The sequence below is a fragment of the Leucobacter sp. UCMA 4100 genome (genome assembly GCF_027853335.1).
In the GTDB taxonomy this organism is placed as follows: domain Bacteria; phylum Actinomycetota; class Actinomycetes; order Actinomycetales; family Microbacteriaceae; genus Leucobacter_A.
The window spans coordinates 1,762,160-1,783,154 of sequence record NZ_JAFEUS010000002.1; the positions used below are offsets into that span (position 1 = coordinate 1,762,160).

Here is a 20,995-nt window from a genome sequence, read left to right on the forward strand (position 1 = left end):
GTTTACTTGACGAAAAGCAGGGTGTAGACGGCAAAACACCCTGCTTTTCGTCAAGTAGACCGCGAAATCGCGAAACAAGACCGCGAGCGTCGGGACCGCGAGCACCGGGGCCGCCAGCGCCGGCGCCGCGAGGCCGGCCCGGCCCCGAAACCCCTACCGCCCCGACCCGCCCGCGTCGAGCGCCTGCTGCCAGAAGTCGGCCTCGAGGCGCGTCGCAGCGCGGAACACCTCGACGAGCGCGTCGAAGCGTTGCGGGGTCACGGCGCCGCCGGTGAGGGCGTCGAGTCTCGCGATTGCGGCCTGCGCTGCGCCTTGGAAGCCGGCTCCTGAGTACTCGCTGATCCACTCGGCGTAGGGGTGGTCGGCGCGGTTTTGCAGCTGCGGGGCCAGCGCGGTGCCGATCTCGGCGTATCCGATGGTGCAGGGCGAGAGGGCGATGTGCAGGTCGAGCAGGTCGCCCGACATGCCGGTGTCGAGCACGTAGCGGGTGTAGGCGACGGTGGCCTGCTTCTCGGGAACGCGGGCGAGCTCGGCCTCTGAGATTCCCCAGCGCTCGGTGAGGCGTCGGTGCAGTTCGGTCTCGTGCAGAATCGCGCCGAGGGCCCCACTCGCGTCGGTGATGTCGGCGAGGGTACGGCTCTTGTAGGCGGCGAGCGCGTTGGCGCGGGCGAACTGCACGAGAAAGAGGTAGTCCTGCTTGAGGTAGTCCTGGAAGACGGCGAGCGGCAGGGTGCCTTCGCCGAGCTGGCGCACGTATTCGTGTTCGGTGTAGGCCTGCCATTCGGGGCCGATCGCGGCCTTGAGGTCGGTGAACAGGGTCATCGGGGGTCTCCTTCGGTCGTGGTGGGGTGGTTCCAGAGTTCGTGAAAGTGGTGCACGGGGCCCTGGCCGCCGCCGACATCGAGGTCGTCGGCGTGACGCAGCGCACCGGTCAGGTATTCCTTCGCGCGGGCCACGGCGGCGACGGGTTCGCTGCCGGGCAGCAGGGCCGCGATCGCGGCAGAGAGGGTGCAGCCGGTGCCGTGGGTGTTGACGGTGCGCACGCGGGGCGAGGTGAACTCGGCGACTGAAAACGCGGCGGATCGCCCCGCCCGATCCCTACTCGCGCCCGAAGTGGGGGCTGCGGTCGCGGGCCCCGCAAGCAGGTCGACGCTGTCGCCGTCGGCGAGGTGACCGCCTTTGAGTAGCACCCAGGGCGAGCCGAGCGTCATGAGGTCGTCGAGCGAGGCCCGCATGCCGGCGAGGTCGGCGATCTCGGTGTCGCGGCCGAGCAGCACCTGCGCCTCTGGCAGGTTCGGGGTGATGATCGTTGAGCGGGTGACGAGGCGCTCGCGAATCGCGTCGACCGCCTCGGGCGCGAGCAGGTGGTCGCCGCTCTTGGCAACCATGACGGGGTCGAGCACGACGGGGCAGGTGGCGTAGCGGTCGAGGCTGTCGGCGATTGCCTCGATGATGCCTGCGTTTGCGACCATGCCGATCTTCACGGCGTCGACGCGCACATCGTCGAACACCGCGGCGATCTGGTCGGCAACGAAATTCGGTTCAAGGGCCACGAACTCGCGCACGCCGCGGGTGTTTTGCGCGACGACGGCGGTCACGACGCTCATGCCGTAGGCGCCGAGCGCCGAGAACGCTTTCAGGTCGGCCTGAATGCCGGCGCCGCCCGTGGGGTCGGTCCCTGCAATGGTGAGGACGTTCGAAATCACAGTGCTCTCTTTCGTTGCTGCTCGCGTCGAGTTCGCAACGAAAGGGGTGTGGGTGTGCTGGGGCGCCGCCGTGGCGCTGAGCATCGACATCCCTCCGCGAGTACGAACTCGATCAGGTTCTCGGGTGTCATCTCAGCCCGCGTGGGGCACCCCGTGTCTTGCCTCCACCATAGTGCACCGGGAGCTGCGGTGGGCAAGTGGGTATACGCGAAGAGCCGCGTGACCCCGAACTGATATCGGTGGATCACGCGGCTCTGGAGCCTCAGAGGCTGGGCGCGGGCGGCCCTCGCTATTCGCCCACGCGCATCACGCCGGTGGGCAGGTCGCCCGCCTCGTTGAACGACATTTCGGGGGTTGGGCGGCGGAAGCCTCGCGTGAGCCACGCGAGGTATACGATGCCTACGCCGGTCCAGATGAGGCCCACCTTCATGGCGAGTTCATCGAGGCTCACCCAGAGGGCCGCGTTGATGAGAAAGCCGATGGCGGGAACGAGCACCCATGACCAGGTTGAGCCGGTGATGTGGCTCGTGGTGCGGTGGCGAAGCCAGAATGCGATCACCGAAAGGTTCACGAAGGCGAAGGCCGTGAAGGCGCCGAAGTTGATGAGTGAGGTGGCCGCGTTGAGATCGAGCCGCAGTGCGACGAGGGCGATGGCGCCGACGAGCACGATGTTGAAGACGGGCGTGCCAAACTTCGGGTGCACATAGCTGAAGAGCTTGCGGGCGAGAATGCCGTCGCGACCCATGGCGTAGAGCAGGCGCGAAGCGCTGAGCTGTGAGGCGAGACCCGACGAGAGTACCGAAACCGTGGCCCCCGCGAGAAAGAGGGTTTGGAAGGCGATACCGCCGATGAGCAGCGCAATGTACGGTGAGGCGCCCTCGATGTCGTCGGCGATTGACTGCAGCGTCTCGAGGTCGGGTACGAGGGTTTGCATGACGTACGTGATTGCGACGAAGAAGGCGGCGCCGAGCGCCGCGATCCACATGATGGCGCGGGGAACGGTGCGGCGGGGGTCAACGGTCTCTTCGGCGAGGGTCGTGACCGCGTCGAAGCCGAGGAAGGCGAGGGCGAGCACTGAGGCTCCGCCGATGAGGCTCATCATGTCGGCGTTCATCGAGTAGAAGGGGGCGAAGGTGAAGCTCAGTGCATCGTCGGCGAGAATCGCTCTGATCGTGAGCACGGCGAAGACGATCGCGAGCAGTGCCTGAAACACGACCATGATCATGTTGGCCGCGGCGCTAATGCGCACACCGACGATGTTCAGAGCGGTGATGATGACGAGCAGGCCAACGATCCACAGCCAGCCGGGCACCTCGGGAAACTGTGCCGAGAGGTAGATCTTTGCGAGCAGCGCATTGATCATGGGCAAGAAAAGGTAGTCGAGCAGTGCGACCCAGCCGACGAGAAAGCCAACGGGCGCTGCGATTGTGCGGCGAGCATAGGTGTAGGCCGAGCCGGCCGAGGGGTAGACCCGCACCATCTTCGCGTAGCTGAACGCGGTGAAGAGCACGGCGATCGTGATGATGATGTACGACATGGGCACGTGCCCCTGCGTGGCTTCAGAGACGATACCGAAGGTGTCGAAGACCGCGAATGGCGACATGTACGCGAGGCCGATGAACACGACGTGGCGTTGTTTGAGGTTGCGCTTCAGCGTTGCTGGCGTGCTTGAAGACATGGGTTACTTCCTTGTAAAACTGGCGAGTGGGCGTGGTTGCGGGGAGCCAGGCCTTCAGCCGAGCTCCCCGCCTTTGGCGCTAGAGGCGCGGCGTGCGCGGCGGCTCGCAGCGGTACGAGCCGGTGGCCTCGAAGGCGAGGCCAAGCTCGAGCAGGGCCTGGTCGTCGTAGGCCTTGCCCGCGAACGTGAGGCCCATGGGCATTGAGATGTCGTCGAGCGTGCCCATGGGAACCGTGACGGTCGGTATGCCGAGGTGGCGGATCGCGAGGTTGCCGTTGGCAACCCAGACGCCGTTGCGCCAGCCGGCATCGGCCGATTCAGGGTTCACATCCATGTCTGCCTTGCCGATATCGGCGAGCGCGGGAAAGACGACCGCGTCGAGATCGAGCTGGTCCATCCACGCTTCGAGATCAGTGCGACGCGTTTCTTCGAGCCCGAGCACGCCCTCTTCGAGGTGTGCAATCTCGGTGAAACTTTCGTAGGGGTGCTCGGCAACCTGGGCCGGGTAGGTTGCGATGTCGTCGTCGAAACCGACGTACCGGTCGGGCAGTGCACCCTCGGGGGCAGGGAAGATCGTGTCGCCGTCGACGAGGGCCAGCGACGACAGCTTCGGGTCGCCGTTGGCCTTGAGGAAGTCGTCCCAGGCCCACGCCGAGAGATCGATGATCTCGCTGCGTAGAAACTCGGGGCTCACGAGGCCGCGCGTTGCCAGGATGGGGGCCCCGGCACGATCGCCCTCGTAGTTCGTGACGACCGGAAAGTCGACCTCGATTACCTCGGCACCCGCAGCCTCGAGCGCCTGACGTGCCCCGTGCCACAGGGCCATGACCGAGTCACGGGTGTCGATGCGCTCGCCGGTTGGGCCGCCGATGGTGGTGCCGGTGCCCGCCTCGTCGTCGGCGTTGATGTACATGCGGGGTACGCCGAGTCGCTTGCCACGCAGGTCAGCAGCGCTGAGTTCGACGTACGACCTGGGTCGCACCGACGAAGCGCTTGGAATCGGAGCCCAGGGCTGGGCCCGCCAGAAGTCACCGCGCGTTTCGGCGTCGTCGGCGACGATCACGTCGAGCACCTCGAGCATGTCGGCCATCGAGCGGGTGTGCGGCACGACCACGTCCATGGTGGGCACGAGCGACCAGTTGCCACGCACCGAGATGACGCCGCGGCTCGGGGTGTAGGCGCACAGCGCGTTGCAGGCTGCCGGGGCGCGGCCGCTCGACCAGGTCTCTTCGCCGAGCCCGAAGGCGGCGAAGCTCGCGGCGGTTGCGGTGCCAGAACCGTTCGATGAACCCGAGGCGAAGGCGCTCGTGAGGTATTCGGCGTTGTAAGGGCTCTCTGCCCTGCCGTACACGCCGCGCTGCATGCCGCCGTTCGCCATGGGCGGCATGTTGGTGAGGCCGAGGCAAATGGCGCCGCCTGCGCGAAGGCGTTCGATCGTGAAGGCGTCGCGCTGGGCGACGAGGTCGGCGAAGGCGGGCGAGCCCGAGGCAGCGGTGAGGCCGGTTACGAGGTAGCTGTCTTTGGCGGTGTAGGGGATGCCGTCGAGCGGGCCGAGGGTCTTGCCCTCACGCCTGCGGGCATCGGCCGCCTCAGCTTCAGCGAGCGCCTCGGGGTTGCGAACGACAACCGCGTTGAGTGCGGTTTCAGAGCCGGGGGCATCGTAGGCGTCGATGCGCGCGAGGTAGGCGCGCACGAGGTCGACGCTCGTGGTGCTGCCGGCCTCGAGTGCCCCGCGGAGTTCTGCGATTGAGGCTTCAACGACGTCGATCATGAGCGCTCTCCTGTGACGAGTGGTTGCTGTTGGGTGATGCAGTGAATGCCGCCTCCGCGTGCGAAGATCGGCCGGGCATCGACCGTTACGGCTCGACGCCCGGGGTATGCACGCTCAAGAATATCGCGTGCCCGTGCGTCGGCCTCAGGTTCGCCGAAGCCACACACCACGATGCCGTCATTGACCACGAGGTGGTTGAGGTAGCTCCAGTCGACAAAGCCCTCATCGTCGCGCAGTTCGGCGGGCGCGGGTACGTCGATCACTTCGAGCGCGCGGCCTGCAGCGTCGGTCTGGCCTTCCAGCATGACCTTGAGTTCGCGGGTCACTTCGTGGTCGGGGTGCGCGGGGTCGTCCTGGCGGTGCAGAAGCACCTTGCCGGGCGAAGCGAACGCGGCGACAATGTCGACGTGGCCGTTCGTGCCGAAGTCGTCGTAGTCGCGGGTGAGGCCGCGGGGCAGCCAGATGGCCTTCGTGGCGCCCAGGGTGCGTGCCATTTCGGCTTCGACGCGTGCCTTGTTGGCGAAGGGGTTTCGGTTCGGGTCGAGTTGCACCGTCTCGGTGAGCAGCACGGTGCCCTCGCCGTCAACGTGAATGCCGCCGCCCTCGTTCACGAGCACCGAGCTCACGAGCTCGGCCCCCACCTGTTCGGCGATGATCGGGGCGATGCCCGCCGAGACCTGCCACTCGGCCCACTCGGGTGCTCCCCAGCCGTTGAAAATCCACGAGACCGCACCGAGCACGCCGGGGCGTTCGTCGTCGATGACGAAGGTTGGGCCGAAGTCCCGCATCCAGAACTCGTCGAGGGGCGACTCCATGATCTCGACCGCTGAGCCGAGCATGTTCTTTGCGCGGGTCATCTCGGTAGGATCGACGACCATGGTCACGGGCTCGAACTCGGCGATGGTGAGCGCGGTTTCGCTCCACGACGCGTATGCGGTCTCTGCCTCAGCGGCGTTCTCGCCGAGGGTTATCCCTGCTCGGGGAAACGCCATCCAGGTACGTTCGTGTGTGTCACCCTCGTGCGGCATGCGCCAGCCCATGTCTTCTCCTTTGTAGAGCATTTCGTCGTGCGGGTGCCTGTGAGCCCGCCCTCCGCGAAGAGCCGCGAAGCTATTGATCACTCGATCAATAAGTAATCATCTTACACTGGAGTCATCATGTCAACACCCGCCTCACGCCCTCGCGTTCGCAAAACACCCGACCAGCGATCGGACGAGATCCACACCGCAGCCGCAGCGCTCGCTCGCGAAGCGGGCCTCTCTGCGCTCACGCTGCGCTCGGTCGCAACGCGCGCTGGCGTCGCGCCGGGGCTCGTCGCCCACTACGCGGGCACCATGGAAGAACTCGTTGCCCGAACTTTTCGAGAACTCGTGAGTTCAGAGCTCGAAGAGGTGCTGACCGAGGCGAGGCAGGTGACGGGCGGGCCGGCGAGGCTCGCGCGCATGATCGCGACCGTGCTGCGTCGTGACCACAACGACATCACGCTCGTGTGGGTTGACGCGTGGTCGCTTGGCCGGGGCAGCAAGGCGCTCTCGCTCATGATCGATGAGCAGATGGGTGATTGGCAGCGTGGCATTACCGAGATCATCGCCGAGGGGCGGGCCGAGGGGGTGTTTCGCCTCGATGATGAAGAAGCCGTTGCCTGGCACATTCTTGCGATGATCGACGGTATGGCCGCCCACGCACTCGCGCGTGGAACCGACGCGGCACTCTTCGCGAGCCGTCTCGCCGAGGCGTGCGAAACGCTCGTTGGTGCGAGGCCGGGGCTCATTCAGGAGCGACTGGAGCCCATGCTCGGTGACGAGGGGCAGAGCGCTGCAGCTGCGGTCTAACCCCGCTTGCGCAGCATCCCGATCGAGAAACCCACGCACGCGCCCAGCGCAAAACCGATTGCGGCGCCGACATCAACGGAATCCCAGCTGAGCCCGAGCAGCGCGCCCGCGCCACCGCCGACGATTGCGCCGCCGAGCACCCAGCCGGTTGACGACTGAAATAGCCGATTGTTCTCTGACATACCGCCAGCCTACAGAGAAACGGGCAAAGGTGAACGAGCCATGCGGCGTTTGGCCTTGCCCTGTGAGGGCGGGCCTTGAGGGGCCGCTCGCTAGGGGAGCGGAACCGGGTCGATGGGAGGGTTGATCGCGGGCACGTCGATGTAGCCCGAAAGCAGCACCTCGTCGACGACCTGATCGGGGTTTTCGAGACCGAGTGACGCGAGGCCCAGGCGAATGAAACGCAGACGCTTGCGGCGGTTCTGCGGCGTGGGGGTGCGGCTCGGGATGAGGGTGGTGCCGATGTTTGTCGCGAGCATGAACTCACCGAACTCTTCGACATCGACCTCGGGGGCGATCTGGCCGCTGTCCTGGGCCTGCTTGAGGAACGAGACGAGGCCGTCGAGCCACTCGAAGATGAGCTCTGAGATGGCGCTCGGCGGTGCCCCACGGTCGGTGAGCAGTACGAGTGTCGAGGCGACGCACACGTTCTTCGCGGCGATCGCGCTCAGCTGCACGAGGTAGGCGACTGCCGCGTGAATGCCGCTGTTCGGAAACGCGGCCCGGGTCACCCGGTCAGAGTCTTCGATGGCCTGGCTCAGCTGTTCGCCGAGGCCTGAGAGCAGCTCATCTTTGGTCGGGAAGTGGTGGGCGAGTGCGCCCTTCGTCAAGCCAAGGCGGCCTGCCACCGACGAGAGCGTTGCTGCGGCATACCCGCGTTCGACGAACTCTTGGGCGGCGGCCTCAAGAATTTGTTGGCGTTTCTGTTGTGCGGTCAATTGGGTCCCCCTCGGTCAACCACTGTAGCGAAAGAGCTTGTGAAAATATGAACGCGAAAATGCGAGAAGATAGCGAGCATTTTAGCGGAAGAGTACGTCACCAGGGTGGGTTACACGCCACCACAGGTCAGGTTGGGTGAGCGGGGCTGTGGTGACGAGCTCGATCTGCTCTTCGCCCGCCGGTGTTGAGACGGTCATTGTGCCCACCGTGGCACCGCTTTTGGCGGTTTCTGGCGTCGTGACGGTAAGGCCCTCGCGGGTCACGCTTTCGCCGGGCAAAAGGGTCACCTCGGCCGCTGCGTCGGCAGCCGTGACCTCGATGGTGGCGCCCGACCAGTCGGTGAGCGTGCCGAGTAGCTCGCCCGCCTGGAGCGGGGCGACCGAGAGGGGGAGCTTGTCGAGCTCGCCGAGCATCTCGCGACCAGAGCTGGCTCGTTCTCGCAAAGACCCGCGGCCCATCGTTGCCGAGATTTGATCGTAGCTGCGCCCGTTGCTCGTGCGCTCTTGCGCGACGAGCAGATTGAAGCCGGCCGAGAGCGACCGCCCGGTCTTGATGCCGAGAATGCCCTGCTCAACACCGAGCAGGGGGTTGGTGTTCTCGACGTAGCCGGCACCCTCGACGTAGGCCGACTCCTGCGTGATGAACTGGGTGATCACGGGGTCTTTGAGGGCGATGCGGCCCACGCGAACGAGGTCGCTCGGGCTTGCCTTATTGCCCTCGTCCATGCCCGAGGGCTCGCGAAACTCGATCGAGTCGAGCCCGTTTTTCTCGGCCCAGGCGTGCACAGCGGCGACGAATGCATCGTTGCTGTCAAAGACGGTGTAGGCGTATGCGGTCACCATGTCGTTTGCCGAGGGGAGGAAGATGAGGGTGAAAAGATCGGTGAGCGGTATCTCGGTGCCGACGGGCATAGGAAACGCGACGCCCTCATCGGCGATGAAGGCCTCCTGGCGCTCGCGATCGGCCTGGGTCCACGTGTAGGTGCCCCACGTCGAAAGGTCGGGGTCGAGCGGGGCCGCATCAAGGCAGACCAAGACCGTAATGAGCTTGGAAATGCTCGCGAGCGGGTAGGCGGTCTCGTCGTTCGACCACACGGTGTCTTGCTCGGCGAAGCCGACGGCGGTGGGCTTGGGTTTTGCGAGCACCATCTCGTGCGCCTGGGTATCGCCGTGGTGGATCGGGGCCAGTGCCCCCTCTGCCTCAGCGAACGTCGGCTTGATCGGTGGCGCGGCCGCGACCGCGGCGACGTAGCCGCCGCCAGCGAGCAGCAGCGCGCAGGTGACCGAGAGTGTGACGAGAAGGGGCTTCTTGCTCCTGCTGCTTGGTGAATTCATGAGCCCTCTCGGCCATTGCGGGAGCGCGAGGCCCGGCTGTTGTCTTGACGTATCGTACCAGGCGAGGTGTTGATATGGGGGTAAAAGAGTAGAGAAATTGTGGGCAGTTTGATAAACTTGAGTCAACTAAGCTCAAGTTTGAAATGGACAGCGAAAGGAGCGCCCATGCAACCAGGAATGCAGCCGCAGCAGCAAGAAGAACCGCAGTCTGCGCTCGAACAATTTGGCATTAACCTCACCGAGGTCGCCCGAACCGGAAAGCTTGATCCGGTGATTGGTCGCGATGCCGAGATTCGCCGTGTGAGCCAGGTGCTCACGAGGCGCACCAAGAACAACCCCGTGCTCATCGGCGAGCCCGGCGTCGGTAAAACGGCCGTCGTCGAGGGGCTCGCCCAGCGCATCGTTGCGGGCGACGTCGCCGAGTCACTGCGCGATAAAGAACTCATCTCACTCGATATCTCGGCGCTCGTTGCGGGAGCCAAGTACCGGGGTGAGTTCGAAGAGCGCATGAAGGCCGTGCTCAAAGAAATTCATGACAGTGATGGCAAGATCATCACCTTCATTGACGAGCTGCACACGCTCATGGGCGCTGGCGGCGGTGAATCGTCGGTGGCCGCATCGCAGATGCTGAAGCCCATGCTCGCCCGTGGTGAGCTGCGCCTCATTGGCGCGACAACGCTTGACGAGTACCGCGAGTACATCGAGGCTGACGCGGCCCTTGAACGTCGCTTTCAGCAGGTGTACGTCGGCGAGCCAAGTGTTGAAGACTCGGTCGCGATCTTGCGTGGGCTCAAGGAGCGCTACGAGGCGCACCACAAGGTGACGATCGCCGACTCGGCGCTCGTTGCCGCCGCCGCGCTCTCGAACCGCTACATCACGTCGCGTCAGTTGCCCGATAAGGCGATTGACCTCATCGACGAAGCGGCGAGCCGGCTCCGCATGGAGATTGATAGCGCACCGATTGAGATCGACGAACTGCGCCGCGCGGTCGACCGGATGAAACTCGAAGAAATGGCACTCAAGGGTGAAAAGGACGACGCCTCGAAAGAGCGCCTCGCGCACCTGCGCGAAACGCTCGCCGAGCAGCAGGAGAAACTGCGCGTGCTCGAAACGAAGTGGGAAGAGGAGCGCTCGGGGCTCAATAAGCTCGGTGAGTTGCGTGAGCAGCTTGACCGCGCGAAGGTGCGGGCTGATCTCGCGCAGCGCGAGGGACGTCTCGAGGAGGCTTCGCGCCTGCTCTACGGTGAGATTCCGCTGCTTGAGCGCCAGCTGGGCGAGGCCGAACGCCGCGAGCACGAGCTTTCGGGCGAGCGCATGATCAACGATCAGGTGACCGACGAAGACATCGCCGGCGTGGTCGCCGCCTGGACGGGCGTTCCCGTCGGCAAGCTCATGCAGGGCGAGACCGAAAAGCTCCTCGCGCTTGAAGCCGAGCTTGGTCAGCGACTCGTCGGTCAGGAAGACGCGGTCAAGGCCGTGGCCGACGCGGTCCGTCGCAGCCGCGCTGGCGTATCAGACCCGAACCGGCCCACCGGCTCATTCATGTTCCTTGGGCCCACCGGCGTCGGCAAGACCGAGCTCGCGAAAGCGCTCGCCGAGTTTCTCTTTGACGACGAGCGCGCCATCGTGCGTATCGATATGTCAGAGTACGGCGAGAAACACTCGGTGTCGCGTCTTGTGGGAGCCCCTCCCGGCTACATCGGCTATGAACAGGGCGGTCAGCTCACCGAAGCGGTGCGGCGCAGGCCGTACTCGGTGGTGCTGCTCGACGAGGTCGAGAAGGCGCACCCCGAGGTGTTCGACGTGCTCCTGCAGGTGCTTGACGACGGGCGCCTCACCGACGGTCAGGGGCGCACGGTCGACTTTCGCAACGTCATTCTCATTCTCACCTCGAACCTCGGCAGTCAGTTTCTTGTTGACCCGGCACTCAGCTGGGAAGAGAAGGAGCTCGCCGTCGGTGAGGCGGTGCGCCAGGCTTTCAAGCCCGAGTTCATCAACCGTCTCGACGAGATCGCGATCTTCAGGCCCCTGTCTGAAGACAACCTTGCCCACATCGTGGGTATCTCGGTCGACCGCCTGCGCTCGAGGCTCGAGGGCAAGCGTCTCGAGATCGAGGTGAGCGACGAGGCCCGCAACTGGCTCGCTAGGCGCGGCTACGATCCGCTCTACGGTGCGCGGCCGCTGCGACGCCTCATGCAGACCGAGATTGATGACCGTCTCGCGAGGGGCATTCTCGCCGGCGAAATTCACGATGGCGATCACGTGAGCGTCACGGTCGCGGGCGACGGCGAATCGCTCGAGGTTGTGAGCGAGAGGCCGCGATCCGCAGAATAATGATCACAAAACGGTAACGAAACGAGGTAAGCTGGCGCCATCGTGATGAAGCGAGGGGGTCAGGTGCAGTTTCGAAGCAACGGGAGCGGGCGTCGACGCGCCGTCGTGATCGGGGCTGTCGCGGCACTGGTGTGCTCGGCAGCCCTCGGCACGGCGGCGCTCGCCGCGACCGCCCAACCCAACGCGCACCGTGCGCTCAAGGCCGACGGTGTTGGCGTGATTGCGCACCGAGGCGCGGCCTCTGCGGCGCCCGAGAACACGCTCGCGAGCGTGCGCTACGGGCTCGAGCAAGACGTCGACTTTGTTGAGATTGACGTGCGGCTCACCAAAGACAACGTGCCGGTGCTCATGCACGACTCCCGCGTCGACCGAACCACGAACGGTGCGGGTGAGGTCTCGAAGCTCACCCACCGCCAGATCGCAAAACTCGACGCGGGAAGCTGGTTCAGCCGCGAATACCGCGGCGAGCCCGTGCCAACCTTCGACGACTTTCTCGACGTGTTTGTGCCGGCACGCTCGCTCGCCTTCGTCGAGCTCAAGGGAACTTGGCGGCCCACCGAGATCAAGGCGTTACTCGGCGAGGTCGAGAAGCGGGAGGCGAGCGAGCGCATCGTTTGGCAAAGCTTTGACGAGACGACCATGCGAAGGCTCACCGAGGCAAGCCCAGGGGCCGCGCGGGTCAAGCTCACCAAGAGCATTGACGACGATCTCGTGAGCCTCGTCGACGAACTCGACATCGACGGTATTGGTGCGGGGCTCGACCTCATCGAGCAGCATCTCGACACCGTACATACGCTCTCCGGCGAGGGTGTTGCGACCTTCGCCTATACGCTCAACGACGAGATCGCGTGGGAGGCCGCTGAGACCGCCGGGGTCGACCTCATCGTGACCGATAGCGTACCTGAATTGCAGGAGTGGCTTGATCGTTAAGGTTCGTGCGCGAGGATGAGAAGTGTTACCAACAATGAAGAAGGGACGCACGACATGCTCGATCTACAAGCGCAACACGGGGCCGGATCTCTGGTTCTGGGCGGCAACGTTTTTGGCTGGACAGCGAACGAAGAGCAGTCATTTGCGGTGCTCGATCGTTTCCTTGAGCGCGGCGGAAAGATGGTCGATACCGCCGACGGCTACTCGCACTGGGTGCCAGACCACAAGGGCGGCGAATCAGAAGAGGTCATTGGGCGGTGGCTCGCGAGCCGTGGTGCACACGGAAGAATGACCGTCGCAACGAAGGTTTCAACGCACCCCGAGTACAGCGGGCTTGATCCGCTCAATGTTCGTCGCGCGGCAGAGGCATCACTTGGGCGGCTCGGTGTCGAGACCATCGATCTGTACTGGGCTCACTTCGACGACCCCGACACACCCATTGTCGAAACCGCTGCCGCATTTTCTGACCTCAAACGCGAGGGCAAGATTGGGGCGATCGGCCTGTCGAACTACTCGGCAGAACGCGTTGCCGAATGGTTTGAGGTCGCACGAGCCGAAAACCTCGAGTTGCCGGTCGCGCTGCAGCCGCACTACAACCTCGTTGAGCGCGACTACGAAACGAACGGATTGCGTGCGGTGGCCGAGACCGAGTCACTCAAGGTGTTCCCGTACTTCGCGCTCGCCGCGGGGTTCCTGACGGGCAAGTACCGCTCGGCCAACGACGCTGAGGCCGAGGGCGCGAGCCCCAGGGCTGGCGGCGCCCTGCAGTACCTCGATGCCCGTGGCGAGAAGGTGCTCGCAGCGCTCGACAGCGTTGCCGCGACGCACGAGGCGCAGGTTGCCGCGGTTGCGCTCGCGTGGCTGCGCCAGCAACCCACGATCACCGCACCCATTGCAAGCGCCCGAACGCTCGAACAGCTTGAGGTGCTCGGTGAATCGGTGCGCCTTGAACTGAGCGACGCAGAGCTCACCTCACTCACCGAAGCGAGCAGTACCGCCGCGTAGGCAGGAATCGAGGCCGCGCCAGCGCGTATCTGGCCGGGATGCAGCTCAGCTTGCACCCGGGCCTGAGAGAATAGAGGCGTGACCGAAGAACGCGTAGCCCCAGAGCCCCACCCCGAGCGAACCACCGCGGGGGTGGGGCCCTGGCCGGGCGAATGGCCCACCGAGCCCTTCTACGACCCCGAACTGCTCGAACACGGCGATAGCCGAAACGTGATCGACCGCTATCGCTATTGGAAGATGGAGGCGATTGTCGCCGACCTCGACGAGCAGCGGCACACCTTTCACGTCGCCATTGAAAACTGGCAGCACGATATGAACATCGGGTCAATCGTGCGCAGCGCCAACGCCTTCGCCGCTGACACGGTGCACATCGTGGGCCGCCGGCGGTGGAACAAGCGCGGGGCGATGGTGACCGACCGCTACCAGCACGTGCAATACCACGAGAGTATTGAGGCCTTTGCCGCCTGGGCCGCAGAGCAGCAGCTGCCCGTTATCGCGATCGACAACGTCGAGGGCTGCGTGCCCATGGAGACCTTCGAGTGGCCCGAGCGCTGCGTCATGCTCTTCGGCCAAGAGGGGCCGGGGCTCACCGACGAGGCAGTTGCCGCGGCCGAGCAGGTCGTTGAAATTACCCAGTATGGATCAACGCGATCGATCAACGCCTCGGCAGCAGCCGCGGTCACGATGTTCTCGTGGGTCACCCAGCGCTCGAGCTTTGTGCCGGGAGGCCCGGCCGCGCGCTCGTAGGGTTTAGCCCTCGCTGCTGAAGACCGTGTGCAGTTCGTACTCGGTGAGCTTGTCGCGACCCTTGAGATCGGCGATCTCGAAGAGAACCGAAACGCCCACGATCTCGTGGCCGAGCTGCTCGAGCAGGTGAGCGGCCGCGCTCAGCGTGCCGCCCGTTGCGAGCACATCGTCGATGAGCAGTACGCGTGAGCCCGCAGGAACGTCGTTCTGTACCTGCAGTGTCGCCGTGCCGTACTCGAGGTCGTACTCGGCCGAGTGCGCCGGGCGTGAGAGCTTGCCGAGCTTGCGCACGGGAATGAGGCCCGCGCCCGAAACCGATGCGGCAGCGCCCGCGAGAATGAAGCCGCGCGCATCGACGCCGGCAACAATGTCGAACGAACCTGTGAAAGGCTCGATGAGGTTGCGCACGGTCACATCAAATGACGGGCCGTGTGCGAGCAGTGGGGCGATGTCTCGAAAGATCACGCCTTCCTGCGGGTAATCGGGTACGTTTGCGATCAGCGATTCCGCGTATTCAAGTGCATTGGTCACCTGTCTAGGGTAGTGCACTGCGCCTTAAACGACGCGCGGAACAAAACTCGATTTGTGTTTGCCAAGATTGGTGTTGTATTCTCTATGAGTTGGAGTTATTCCACATGCGCCCTTAGCTCAGCTGGATAGAGCGTCTGACTACGGATCAGAAGGCCAGGGGTTCGAATCCCTTAGGGCGCACAAAGTAAAACACCCGGTAAGTATAGCTTGCCGGGTGTTTTGTTTTCCCCGGATGAGCTGTCGCTACTGCTGCCGGTGCTGCCGGTGCTGCTCGTCTCGGCATCGTTCTGCCGCCTCTGCCCGCTCGCTCGCAACTGAGAGAAATGCTCTCAGTAAGCATCGCCTACACTGAATGAGGGCTCATGTTATGAGACCGTGAGACGTGAAGGGGGCGACCGCATGCCAGACCCGCGCACGCGCTCGCCCGAAGATCACCCCGGCTGGATGAAACGCCTCGCCGCCCGCGTCGGTGGCTTTCTCGAACGGTTCAAAGCGATTGTCGGCCGGCGCCCCTGGCTCGCGCTCGCCTATAAAATCACCGTCGCCGTCATCGGCGGCGTCGTTATTCTCGCCGGAATCGCCATGCTCGTTTTACCTGGCCCCGGCTGGCTCACCATCTTTTTAGGGCTCGCGATTCTCGGTTCGGAGTTCGCTTGGGCAAGAAACGCGCTCACTCGCCTGCGCATCATCGTGCAAAAATACGCGGATCGCTACCGCTGGTGGCGCGCCCGCCGAAAAGTCGAGCGTTCGCGTGCTCGCGAGGCGTAGCTGGCCTGGCTGGGCCTAATTTGCCGCCCTCCAGTGCTCATATTCGGCTTGTACCCGCCCGCACTCTCCATTTTCACGCTCGTGTGGTCAAAAAGTGTCGAATTTCGCTCGCGGGTTCTAACGGTGGTTGCAACACCCGAGACAATACAAGGGTGGACACTGACATGAAGTTCTCAAGGAACATGCTTGCTGAGCATGTGAACACGATCTGGGATATGCGAGCTGCTGGCTTCACCGCACGAGAGATTGGTGAACGGGTAGACAAGAGCGAAGCCGCGATCTTGTCACATATTCATTCGCAGGGCGGGGTGAGACCCCGAAGAGTAGCCCGGGTGTCGTCGTTATCGTTCGAGGAGCGTATCGAGATTCAGGCGTTATGGACGGCAAAGGCTGGGATTCGTGAGATCGCGAGGAAGTTGGGGCGTGCCCCGTCAACAGTGAGTCGTGAGATTCGGCGGAACGCGTTCTTTTCTTCTGAACGGGCTCGTAGGCCGAGGTATCGGGCAACACAGGCACAATCGCAAACGTTTCAGCGCGCCCGCAGACCGAAACCGTCGAAGCTGGTAACGAATCCGCGGTTACGGCGTTTTGTGGAGGCTGAACTATCGTTGAAGCGGTCACCGGAACAGGTTGTGGGCAGGCTACAGCGCGAGTTTCCGGATCAGCCGGAGATGCGAGTGTCACACGAAACGATCTATCAAGCGATCTATCTCCTTGCCAGGGGTGGGCTCAAACGCGAGCTTGAGGTTCGGGTTCGTACGGGGAGGAAGATCCGACACAGTCACCGTTCTGGCCAGTCTAGGCAGGGCCGAATTGCTGGGATGGTGAACATTGTTGACCGTCCCGCAGAAGCACTTGATCGGGCTGTTCCTGGGCATTGGGAAGGTGACTTAATTATCGGGAAAGATGGCAAGAGCGCTATCGGGACGGTCGTTGAACGCCACTCGAACTATCTATTCCTTGTTTGGTTAGACCCCTCGTTACCGCGGGTAGAAGCAGTCACTGAGGGGCTTATCGCGAAGATGAAAGAGTTACCTGATGTGCTTCGTCGGACTCTCACCTGGGACCAGGGCAAAGAGATGAGTAAGCATCAAGAAGTCGCTATGGGAGCTGATATTGATGTGTTCTTTTGCGACCCGCACTCGCCCTGGCAGCGGCCGACGAATGAGAACACGAATGGGTTACTGCGGGAGTATTTCCCCAAGGGCACTGATCTGAGTGTGTTCAGTCAGGCAGATCTCGATTATGTTGAGTGGGAGATGAACGACCGGCCCCGGAAACGGTTAGCGTTCGCGAAGCCGGCCGAGGTCATCGAAGAGATACTGTTGCGCTGACCGCTAGAAACCGCCGACGAAAATCGACACTTTTTGACCACACGATGAGCCCAGTTGACCACACGATGAGTCCAGGGGTGGTAGCCCTGGGCACAGCAGCACCCAACCGGCGAAATGCTACTTCACGATGTCAATGTTGAACACGAAGCCCGAACCTTGCCCGCGTTCGTAGTTCTCTTTCACCTTGATCGCGGCGATGAGGTGGAACACGAAGAGTACGAGGCCCGCGATTGAGCCGGCGAGTGCAACGAGCGTTCCCAAGATGGGAATACCCGAAAAGAGCCAGACGGCAACGCCAACAATGGTGCGCACGAGCGTGAAGTTCAGGTTGTCGCGGTTGAACTTATCGATCGTGGGTGACTTGCCGCGCTCGGTGAGGTAGAAAATGAGGGCCGGAATCCAGAAGAGAAACACCGATAGCCAGTAGTTCAGCTGCAGATTGGTCGTCGTGCTCGAGCCTGACTCAGGTGCGGCGGGGTTGGGCTGCGCTCCGTAGGGTGGCTGCCCGCCTCCTTGCTGGCCCGGCTGCGGTGCCTGGAACTGAGGAGCGTGCGGATCGCGCGGCGCCTGATACTGCGGCGCTTCATACTGCGGCACCTGATACTGCGGAGGCTGGTACTGCGCCGGAGCAGGAGTCGGTGGCAGCGTCGAAGCCGGTGGCACCGCAGGCTGCTGCCCTGGCTCGACCGGGTGCTCGGGCTGGGTCGTCTGGGGTGGCTCAGACGGCTGCAGCTCAGACGGCTGAAGCTCAGACGGCTGTGGCTCGGGTGGCTGAGCGCCAGCGAGGGCCTCGTCGATCGGCTTGGGGTCAAGCGGGTTGGGAGTCTGCGATGACATGACGGGTTCCTTCGGTTGGGCCTGCGGCTCGTGCGCGGGCAGAGGCACTTCACTGCGTATATTACCGAGAAAGCTGGGCTTTTCAGGCAAAATTCACGAGAAGTTTGCGCCCTGTGCGCAGTGTCGCCTCGGCCGGGAAGGACGCCGCTGCCGCTAGATGATGTCGGGGCTCGGGGTGCCGATCTGCACGATGCGCACGTCGGCGTGGCGGTCAAAACGGTAGCCGGCGCCGCGCACGGTGCGAATGATGTCCTGGTACTTGCCGAGCTTCACGCGCAGGCGGCGAACGTGCACGTCGATCGTGCGAGCCGAGGGCTGCTCCTCTTCGGGGCTCGACGCCCAGAGTCCCTCGACGACCTGCTCGCGAGAGACGGTGAAGCCCTCGCGCAGAACGAAGAACTGCAAGAGTTCGAACTCGCGGTAGGTGAGGGCGGCGGGAATGCCGTCGAGCAGCACCTGCTTGCGCGTGATATCGATGGTCACGAGCTCGGCACGGTCTTCGACCGATTCCGGGCGGATCTCGCGCGCCTTCGCGCTCGGGTCGCCGAGAGCGCGGCGCACCACGTCGAGGTCTTTACCGCCGGTGCTCTCGGGAGCGAGGGCAACGGTTGCGTGGGTCGCGGCTTCGGGGGCGAGCTGTGCGACGAGGTCTTTGATCTGGCGAACGATGTCGCTGACCTGCTGGTTGCCGGCGATCTTGTCTTCGCTGAGGCCCACGTAGAGGGCGAAGCCGCGAATGTCGCGCTGAGTGGGGGCTGAGGCCTGGTCGGCCGAAAGGGTACGGGGTGCGAGTGTGGTGGTCATGGTATGCGTCAATCCTTGAGTGTGGGCTCCGAGAGGCGGCCCGAGGGGGAGAAGAGAATGTGTGGCCAGCGGCGAGAGGCCGGGGCCAGAACGAGAACGGTGTCGTGCTCGTTCAGAGTGCGGAGCTCAGCAAGAGGCGAGCTCAGAGGCGCAGGTTACATACACATTCGGTTGCGCATACCATCACGACGGCACATCATGCCGGCCTGCCCGAGGGTCACCTCGAGGGCGGGCAGATGCGTCGTGTAGGTATTCATAATGGTCAGAATAGGGCAGCTCGTCGAATCCGTCAACCCCGGGCCGTAATGTGACAGCCCGGGAAACGCCAAAGGGCCGCTGGAAAGCGACCCTTTGGGAGAAGAATAGCGGCTTGAAGCGCTAGGCGGTCGTGCCGTAGAGGCGGTCGCCCGCGTCGCCGAGGCCGGGAACGATGAACGCGTTTTCGTCGAGGCCCTCGTCGAGCGCGCCGAGCACGAGGGTGACGTTGCGATCGCCGATCGTCTGCTCGATCTTGGCAATGCCCTCGGGTGTGCCAAGCACGCAGATTGCGGTCACGTCGTCGGCGCCGCGATCAAACAGGTATTCAATGGCGGCCGCGAGCGATCCGCCGGTTGCGAGCATCGGGTCGAGTACGAAGCACTGGCGCCCCTCGAGGTTCTCTGGCAGGCGCTCGGCGTAGGTCATGGGCTCGTGCGTCTCTTCATCGCGCAGCATGCCGAGAAAGCCGACCTCGGCGGTGGGAACGAGCTTCGTCATGCCGTCGAGCATGCCGAGACCGGCGCGAATAATCGGCACGATGAGCGGCAGCGGCTCGCTCAGGCGCTTGCCCACCGTCGTCGTCACGGGGGTCTCGATCTCGATGTCTTCGACCCGCACCTCACGCGTCGCCTCGTAGGCGAGCAGCGTCATGAGTTCTTCAATGAGCTGCTTGAAGGTCGGCTGAGGGGTCCTTGCGTCACGCAAGACCGTAAGCTTGTGGGTAATGAGAGGGTGATCGGCAACAAAAACGCGCATGCGTTAAGTGTAAAGCCCGAACCGAGAAACTCCTAAGGAGAACCATGCACGCAGCCGGGATTCCCGCGAGCGGCGCCGAGGTGCGCGCGATGCGTATGGCCCTCGACGAGGCGAAGCGGGGCGGCGAGGCGGGCGAGATCCCGATCGGTGCGGTCGTGTTCGGCCCCGACGGCGAGGTGCTCGCGCGTGCCCACAATGAGAGGCTGCACTCGACCGACCCGACTGGCCACGCAGAAATTCGCGCGATCCGCGAGGCCTGTGGTGTGCTCGGTGACCGCTTCTTGACGGGCTGCACGCTCGCCGTCACGCTCGAGCCGTGCATCATGTGCGCTGGCGTGATTCGCGAGGCGAGGCTCGCGCGCGTCATTTTTGGCGCATGGGAGGAACGGGCTGGCGCCGCCGGCAGTCTCTACGACATCGTGCGCGATGAGCGGCTGGCGCAGCCCCCGGTCGAGGTCATCGCTGGCATCGAGGCGGATCGTGCCCGAACGCTTCTCGAGGCCTTTTTTCGCGGCCGTCGAGAAGCCCCGGGCGAATAGGGGCTACTCGCCCCGTGCGAGCTGCTGGGCGCGGGTGATCGCCGCGCCAACCGCGTCGTCCATGATGGCGTCGAGGCCTGCCTGCGAGAAGCTTTCGATGGCCTTTTCGGTGGTGCCGTTCGGGCTCGTCACCTTGCGGCGAAGCGCCTCTGGCGTGCCGCCCTGGTGATCGAGCAGCATGCTTGCGCCGAGAAAGGTTCCCTCGACCATGCGCCTCGCCTGGTCGTTCGTGAAGCCGAGGCGTTCAGCGGCCGCGGTGAGTTTCTCGATGAAGTAGAAGACGTATGCGGGGCCCGAGCCTGAGATCGCCGAGAGAGCGTCGAGCTGCGCTTCGTCGTTCACAACGATCACGTCGCCCACGGTGCTGAAGAGGCGGCTCGCGAGATCGAGCGCCTCTGGGGGAGTGTCTTCGACCCCGACGACGCCCGAAACCCCGCGGCCAACGAGCGACGGGGTGTTGGGCATGACGCGTAAGACCGAAACGTATGAGGGAAGGAGCGCGCGCATGCTGTCGATCGTGACGCCTGCCGCGACCGAGATCACCACCGCATCTTCGTCAAGCTCATCGGCAATTTCTTTGAGTACGTCGTGAACGAGCCAGGGCTTCACCCCGACGATGATGGCTTTGGCGCCCCTTGCCGCGACCCGGTTCGCGTCGGGGTTCTTCTCGACCGCGTGTGCGACGACGTCGGCGTGCTCGTTGAGTTTCGCGGCGCTCGCCTCGCTGTTCGTGGTGACGCGCACGGGCGCAGAGCGGTTGACCGAGGGCGCGAGGAGGCCCTCGAGAATGGCACCACCCATCGATCCGACTCCGAGCATGGCGATGGTGGGCAGGTCTGGGTTATCGAGAGTGCTCATGTGCAACATCATACGGATCACGTTCGGGGTGGTA

Annotated in this window: 21 protein-coding genes, 1 tRNA gene and 1 riboswitch; of the genes, 9 read left to right on the forward strand and 13 right to left on the reverse strand. The window is 64.0% G+C overall.

Going from position 1 to position 20,995, the window contains the following annotated elements; genetic code table 11:
* Positions 1-153: 153 nt before the first annotated feature.
* From tenA to JSO19_RS08305, 5 genes are all read right to left on the reverse strand, one after another.
* The gene (gene tenA, locus JSO19_RS08285) at positions 154-822 is read right to left on the reverse strand and encodes a thiaminase II (protein ID WP_270910967.1); all 669 of its coding nucleotides are present in this window, start codon (positions 820-822) and stop codon (positions 154-156) included.
* Positions 819-1,706, reverse strand: a complete 888-nt coding sequence (thiD, locus tag JSO19_RS08290) for a bifunctional hydroxymethylpyrimidine kinase/phosphomethylpyrimidine kinase (protein ID WP_270910968.1) — start codon at positions 1,704-1,706, stop codon at positions 819-821. The genes tenA and thiD overlap by 4 nt, the downstream gene beginning before the upstream one ends.
* A 72-nt stretch (positions 1,707-1,778) precedes the next feature.
* A riboswitch (TPP riboswitch) is annotated at positions 1,779-1,870 on the reverse strand.
* 125 nt (positions 1,871-1,995) lie between these two features.
* A complete protein-coding gene (locus JSO19_RS08295) occupies positions 1,996-3,384 on the reverse strand; it encodes an APC family permease (RefSeq protein WP_270910970.1) in 1,389 nt (462 codons plus the stop codon).
* A gap of 79 nt (positions 3,385-3,463) precedes the next feature.
* Positions 3,464-5,155 (reverse strand): amidase, encoded by a 1,692-nt coding sequence (locus JSO19_RS08300; RefSeq protein ID WP_270910971.1) that lies wholly within the window; start codon positions 5,153-5,155, stop codon positions 3,464-3,466.
* Positions 5,152-6,195, reverse strand: coding sequence for an agmatine deiminase family protein (locus JSO19_RS08305; protein ID WP_270910972.1), 1,044 nt, complete (start codon positions 6,193-6,195; stop codon positions 5,152-5,154). Before JSO19_RS08305 ends, JSO19_RS08300 begins: the two co-directional genes overlap by 4 nt.
* Before the next feature lie 117 nt (positions 6,196-6,312).
* On the opposite strand from JSO19_RS08305, the gene JSO19_RS08310 reads away from it, so the two are divergent.
* Complete coding sequence (locus JSO19_RS08310) at positions 6,313-6,987, forward strand: TetR/AcrR family transcriptional regulator (protein WP_270910973.1); 675 nt, start codon at positions 6,313-6,315, stop codon at positions 6,985-6,987.
* Here the strand turns inward: JSO19_RS08310 and JSO19_RS08315 are convergent.
* The 3 genes from JSO19_RS08315 to JSO19_RS08325 all read right to left on the reverse strand — a co-directional run bounded on the left by JSO19_RS08315 (position 6,984) and on the right by JSO19_RS08325 (position 9,260).
* Positions 6,984-7,169 carry a hypothetical protein gene (locus tag JSO19_RS08315; RefSeq protein ID WP_270910974.1) on the reverse strand — a complete coding sequence of 62 codons (186 nt, stop codon included), beginning with the start codon at positions 7,167-7,169 and terminating at the stop codon, positions 6,984-6,986. The genes JSO19_RS08310 and JSO19_RS08315 overlap by 4 nt on opposite strands.
* A gap of 90 nt (positions 7,170-7,259) precedes the next feature.
* Positions 7,260-7,925, reverse strand: coding sequence for a TetR/AcrR family transcriptional regulator (locus tag JSO19_RS08320; RefSeq protein WP_217133664.1), 666 nt, complete (start codon positions 7,923-7,925; stop codon positions 7,260-7,262).
* Between the two features lie 81 nt (positions 7,926-8,006).
* Complete coding sequence (locus JSO19_RS08325) at positions 8,007-9,260, reverse strand: D-alanyl-D-alanine carboxypeptidase family protein (RefSeq protein ID WP_270910977.1); 1,254 nt, start codon at positions 9,258-9,260, stop codon at positions 8,007-8,009.
* Between the two features lie 165 nt (positions 9,261-9,425).
* On the opposite strand from JSO19_RS08325, the gene JSO19_RS08330 reads away from it, so the two are divergent.
* The 4 genes from JSO19_RS08330 to JSO19_RS08345 all read left to right on the forward strand — a co-directional run bounded on the left by JSO19_RS08330 (position 9,426) and on the right by JSO19_RS08345 (position 14,276).
* A complete protein-coding gene (locus JSO19_RS08330) occupies positions 9,426-11,594 on the forward strand; it encodes an ATP-dependent Clp protease ATP-binding subunit (protein ID WP_270910979.1) in 2,169 nt (722 codons plus the stop codon).
* A gap of 63 nt (positions 11,595-11,657) precedes the next feature.
* A complete protein-coding gene (locus JSO19_RS08335) occupies positions 11,658-12,524 on the forward strand; it encodes a glycerophosphodiester phosphodiesterase (RefSeq protein WP_270910980.1) in 867 nt (288 codons plus the stop codon).
* A gap of 54 nt (positions 12,525-12,578) precedes the next feature.
* Positions 12,579-13,529, forward strand: a complete 951-nt coding sequence (locus JSO19_RS08340; protein ID WP_270910981.1) for an aldo/keto reductase — start codon at positions 12,579-12,581, stop codon at positions 13,527-13,529.
* A gap of 78 nt (positions 13,530-13,607) precedes the next feature.
* The gene (locus tag JSO19_RS08345) at positions 13,608-14,276 is read left to right on the forward strand and encodes a TrmH family RNA methyltransferase (RefSeq protein WP_270910982.1); all 669 of its coding nucleotides are present in this window, start codon (positions 13,608-13,610) and stop codon (positions 14,274-14,276) included.
* Between the two features lie 3 nt (positions 14,277-14,279).
* On the opposite strand, the gene JSO19_RS08350 is transcribed toward JSO19_RS08345, so the two are convergent.
* Complete coding sequence (locus tag JSO19_RS08350) at positions 14,280-14,807, reverse strand: adenine phosphoribosyltransferase (protein WP_270910983.1); 528 nt, start codon at positions 14,805-14,807, stop codon at positions 14,280-14,282.
* 106 nt (positions 14,808-14,913) lie between these two features.
* Between JSO19_RS08350 and JSO19_RS08355 the strand changes: the two genes are divergently transcribed.
* From JSO19_RS08355 to JSO19_RS08365, 3 genes are all read left to right on the forward strand, one after another.
* Positions 14,914-14,987, forward strand: a tRNA-Arg gene (locus JSO19_RS08355).
* Between the two features lie 219 nt (positions 14,988-15,206).
* Positions 15,207-15,575 carry a PGPGW domain-containing protein gene (locus JSO19_RS08360; protein WP_270910984.1) on the forward strand — a complete coding sequence of 123 codons (369 nt, stop codon included), beginning with the start codon at positions 15,207-15,209 and terminating at the stop codon, positions 15,573-15,575.
* A 182-nt stretch (positions 15,576-15,757) separates the two neighbouring features.
* Complete coding sequence (locus JSO19_RS08365; protein WP_442915703.1) at positions 15,758-16,909, forward strand: IS30 family transposase; 1,152 nt, start codon at positions 15,758-15,760, stop codon at positions 16,907-16,909.
* A gap of 117 nt (positions 16,910-17,026) precedes the next feature.
* Here the strand turns inward: JSO19_RS08365 and JSO19_RS08370 are convergent, their stop codons facing one another.
* From JSO19_RS08370 to upp, 3 genes are all read right to left on the reverse strand, one after another.
* Entirely contained in the window at positions 17,027-17,746 is a 720-nt protein-coding gene (locus JSO19_RS08370; RefSeq protein WP_270910985.1) for a DUF4870 domain-containing protein, read from the reverse strand.
* Positions 17,747-17,899: 153 nt separating this feature from the next.
* Complete coding sequence (locus JSO19_RS08375; RefSeq protein WP_270910986.1) at positions 17,900-18,550, reverse strand: winged helix-turn-helix domain-containing protein; 651 nt, start codon at positions 18,548-18,550, stop codon at positions 17,900-17,902.
* 378 nt (positions 18,551-18,928) lie between these two features.
* Positions 18,929-19,564 carry a uracil phosphoribosyltransferase gene (upp, locus tag JSO19_RS08380; protein ID WP_270910987.1) on the reverse strand — a complete coding sequence of 212 codons (636 nt, stop codon included), beginning with the start codon at positions 19,562-19,564 and terminating at the stop codon, positions 18,929-18,931.
* A gap of 44 nt (positions 19,565-19,608) precedes the next feature.
* Here upp and JSO19_RS08385 point away from each other — a divergent pair, with 44 nt between their 5' ends.
* Positions 19,609-20,103 carry a nucleoside deaminase gene (locus JSO19_RS08385; protein ID WP_270910988.1) on the forward strand — a complete coding sequence of 165 codons (495 nt, stop codon included), beginning with the start codon at positions 19,609-19,611 and terminating at the stop codon, positions 20,101-20,103.
* Positions 20,104-20,106: 3 nt separating this feature from the next.
* On the opposite strand, the gene proC is transcribed toward JSO19_RS08385, so the two are convergent.
* Positions 20,107-20,961: a pyrroline-5-carboxylate reductase gene (gene proC / locus JSO19_RS08390; RefSeq protein WP_270910989.1), complete on the reverse strand. Its 855-nt coding sequence runs from the start codon at positions 20,959-20,961 to the stop codon at positions 20,107-20,109.
* Positions 20,962-20,995: the final 34 nt, after the last annotated feature.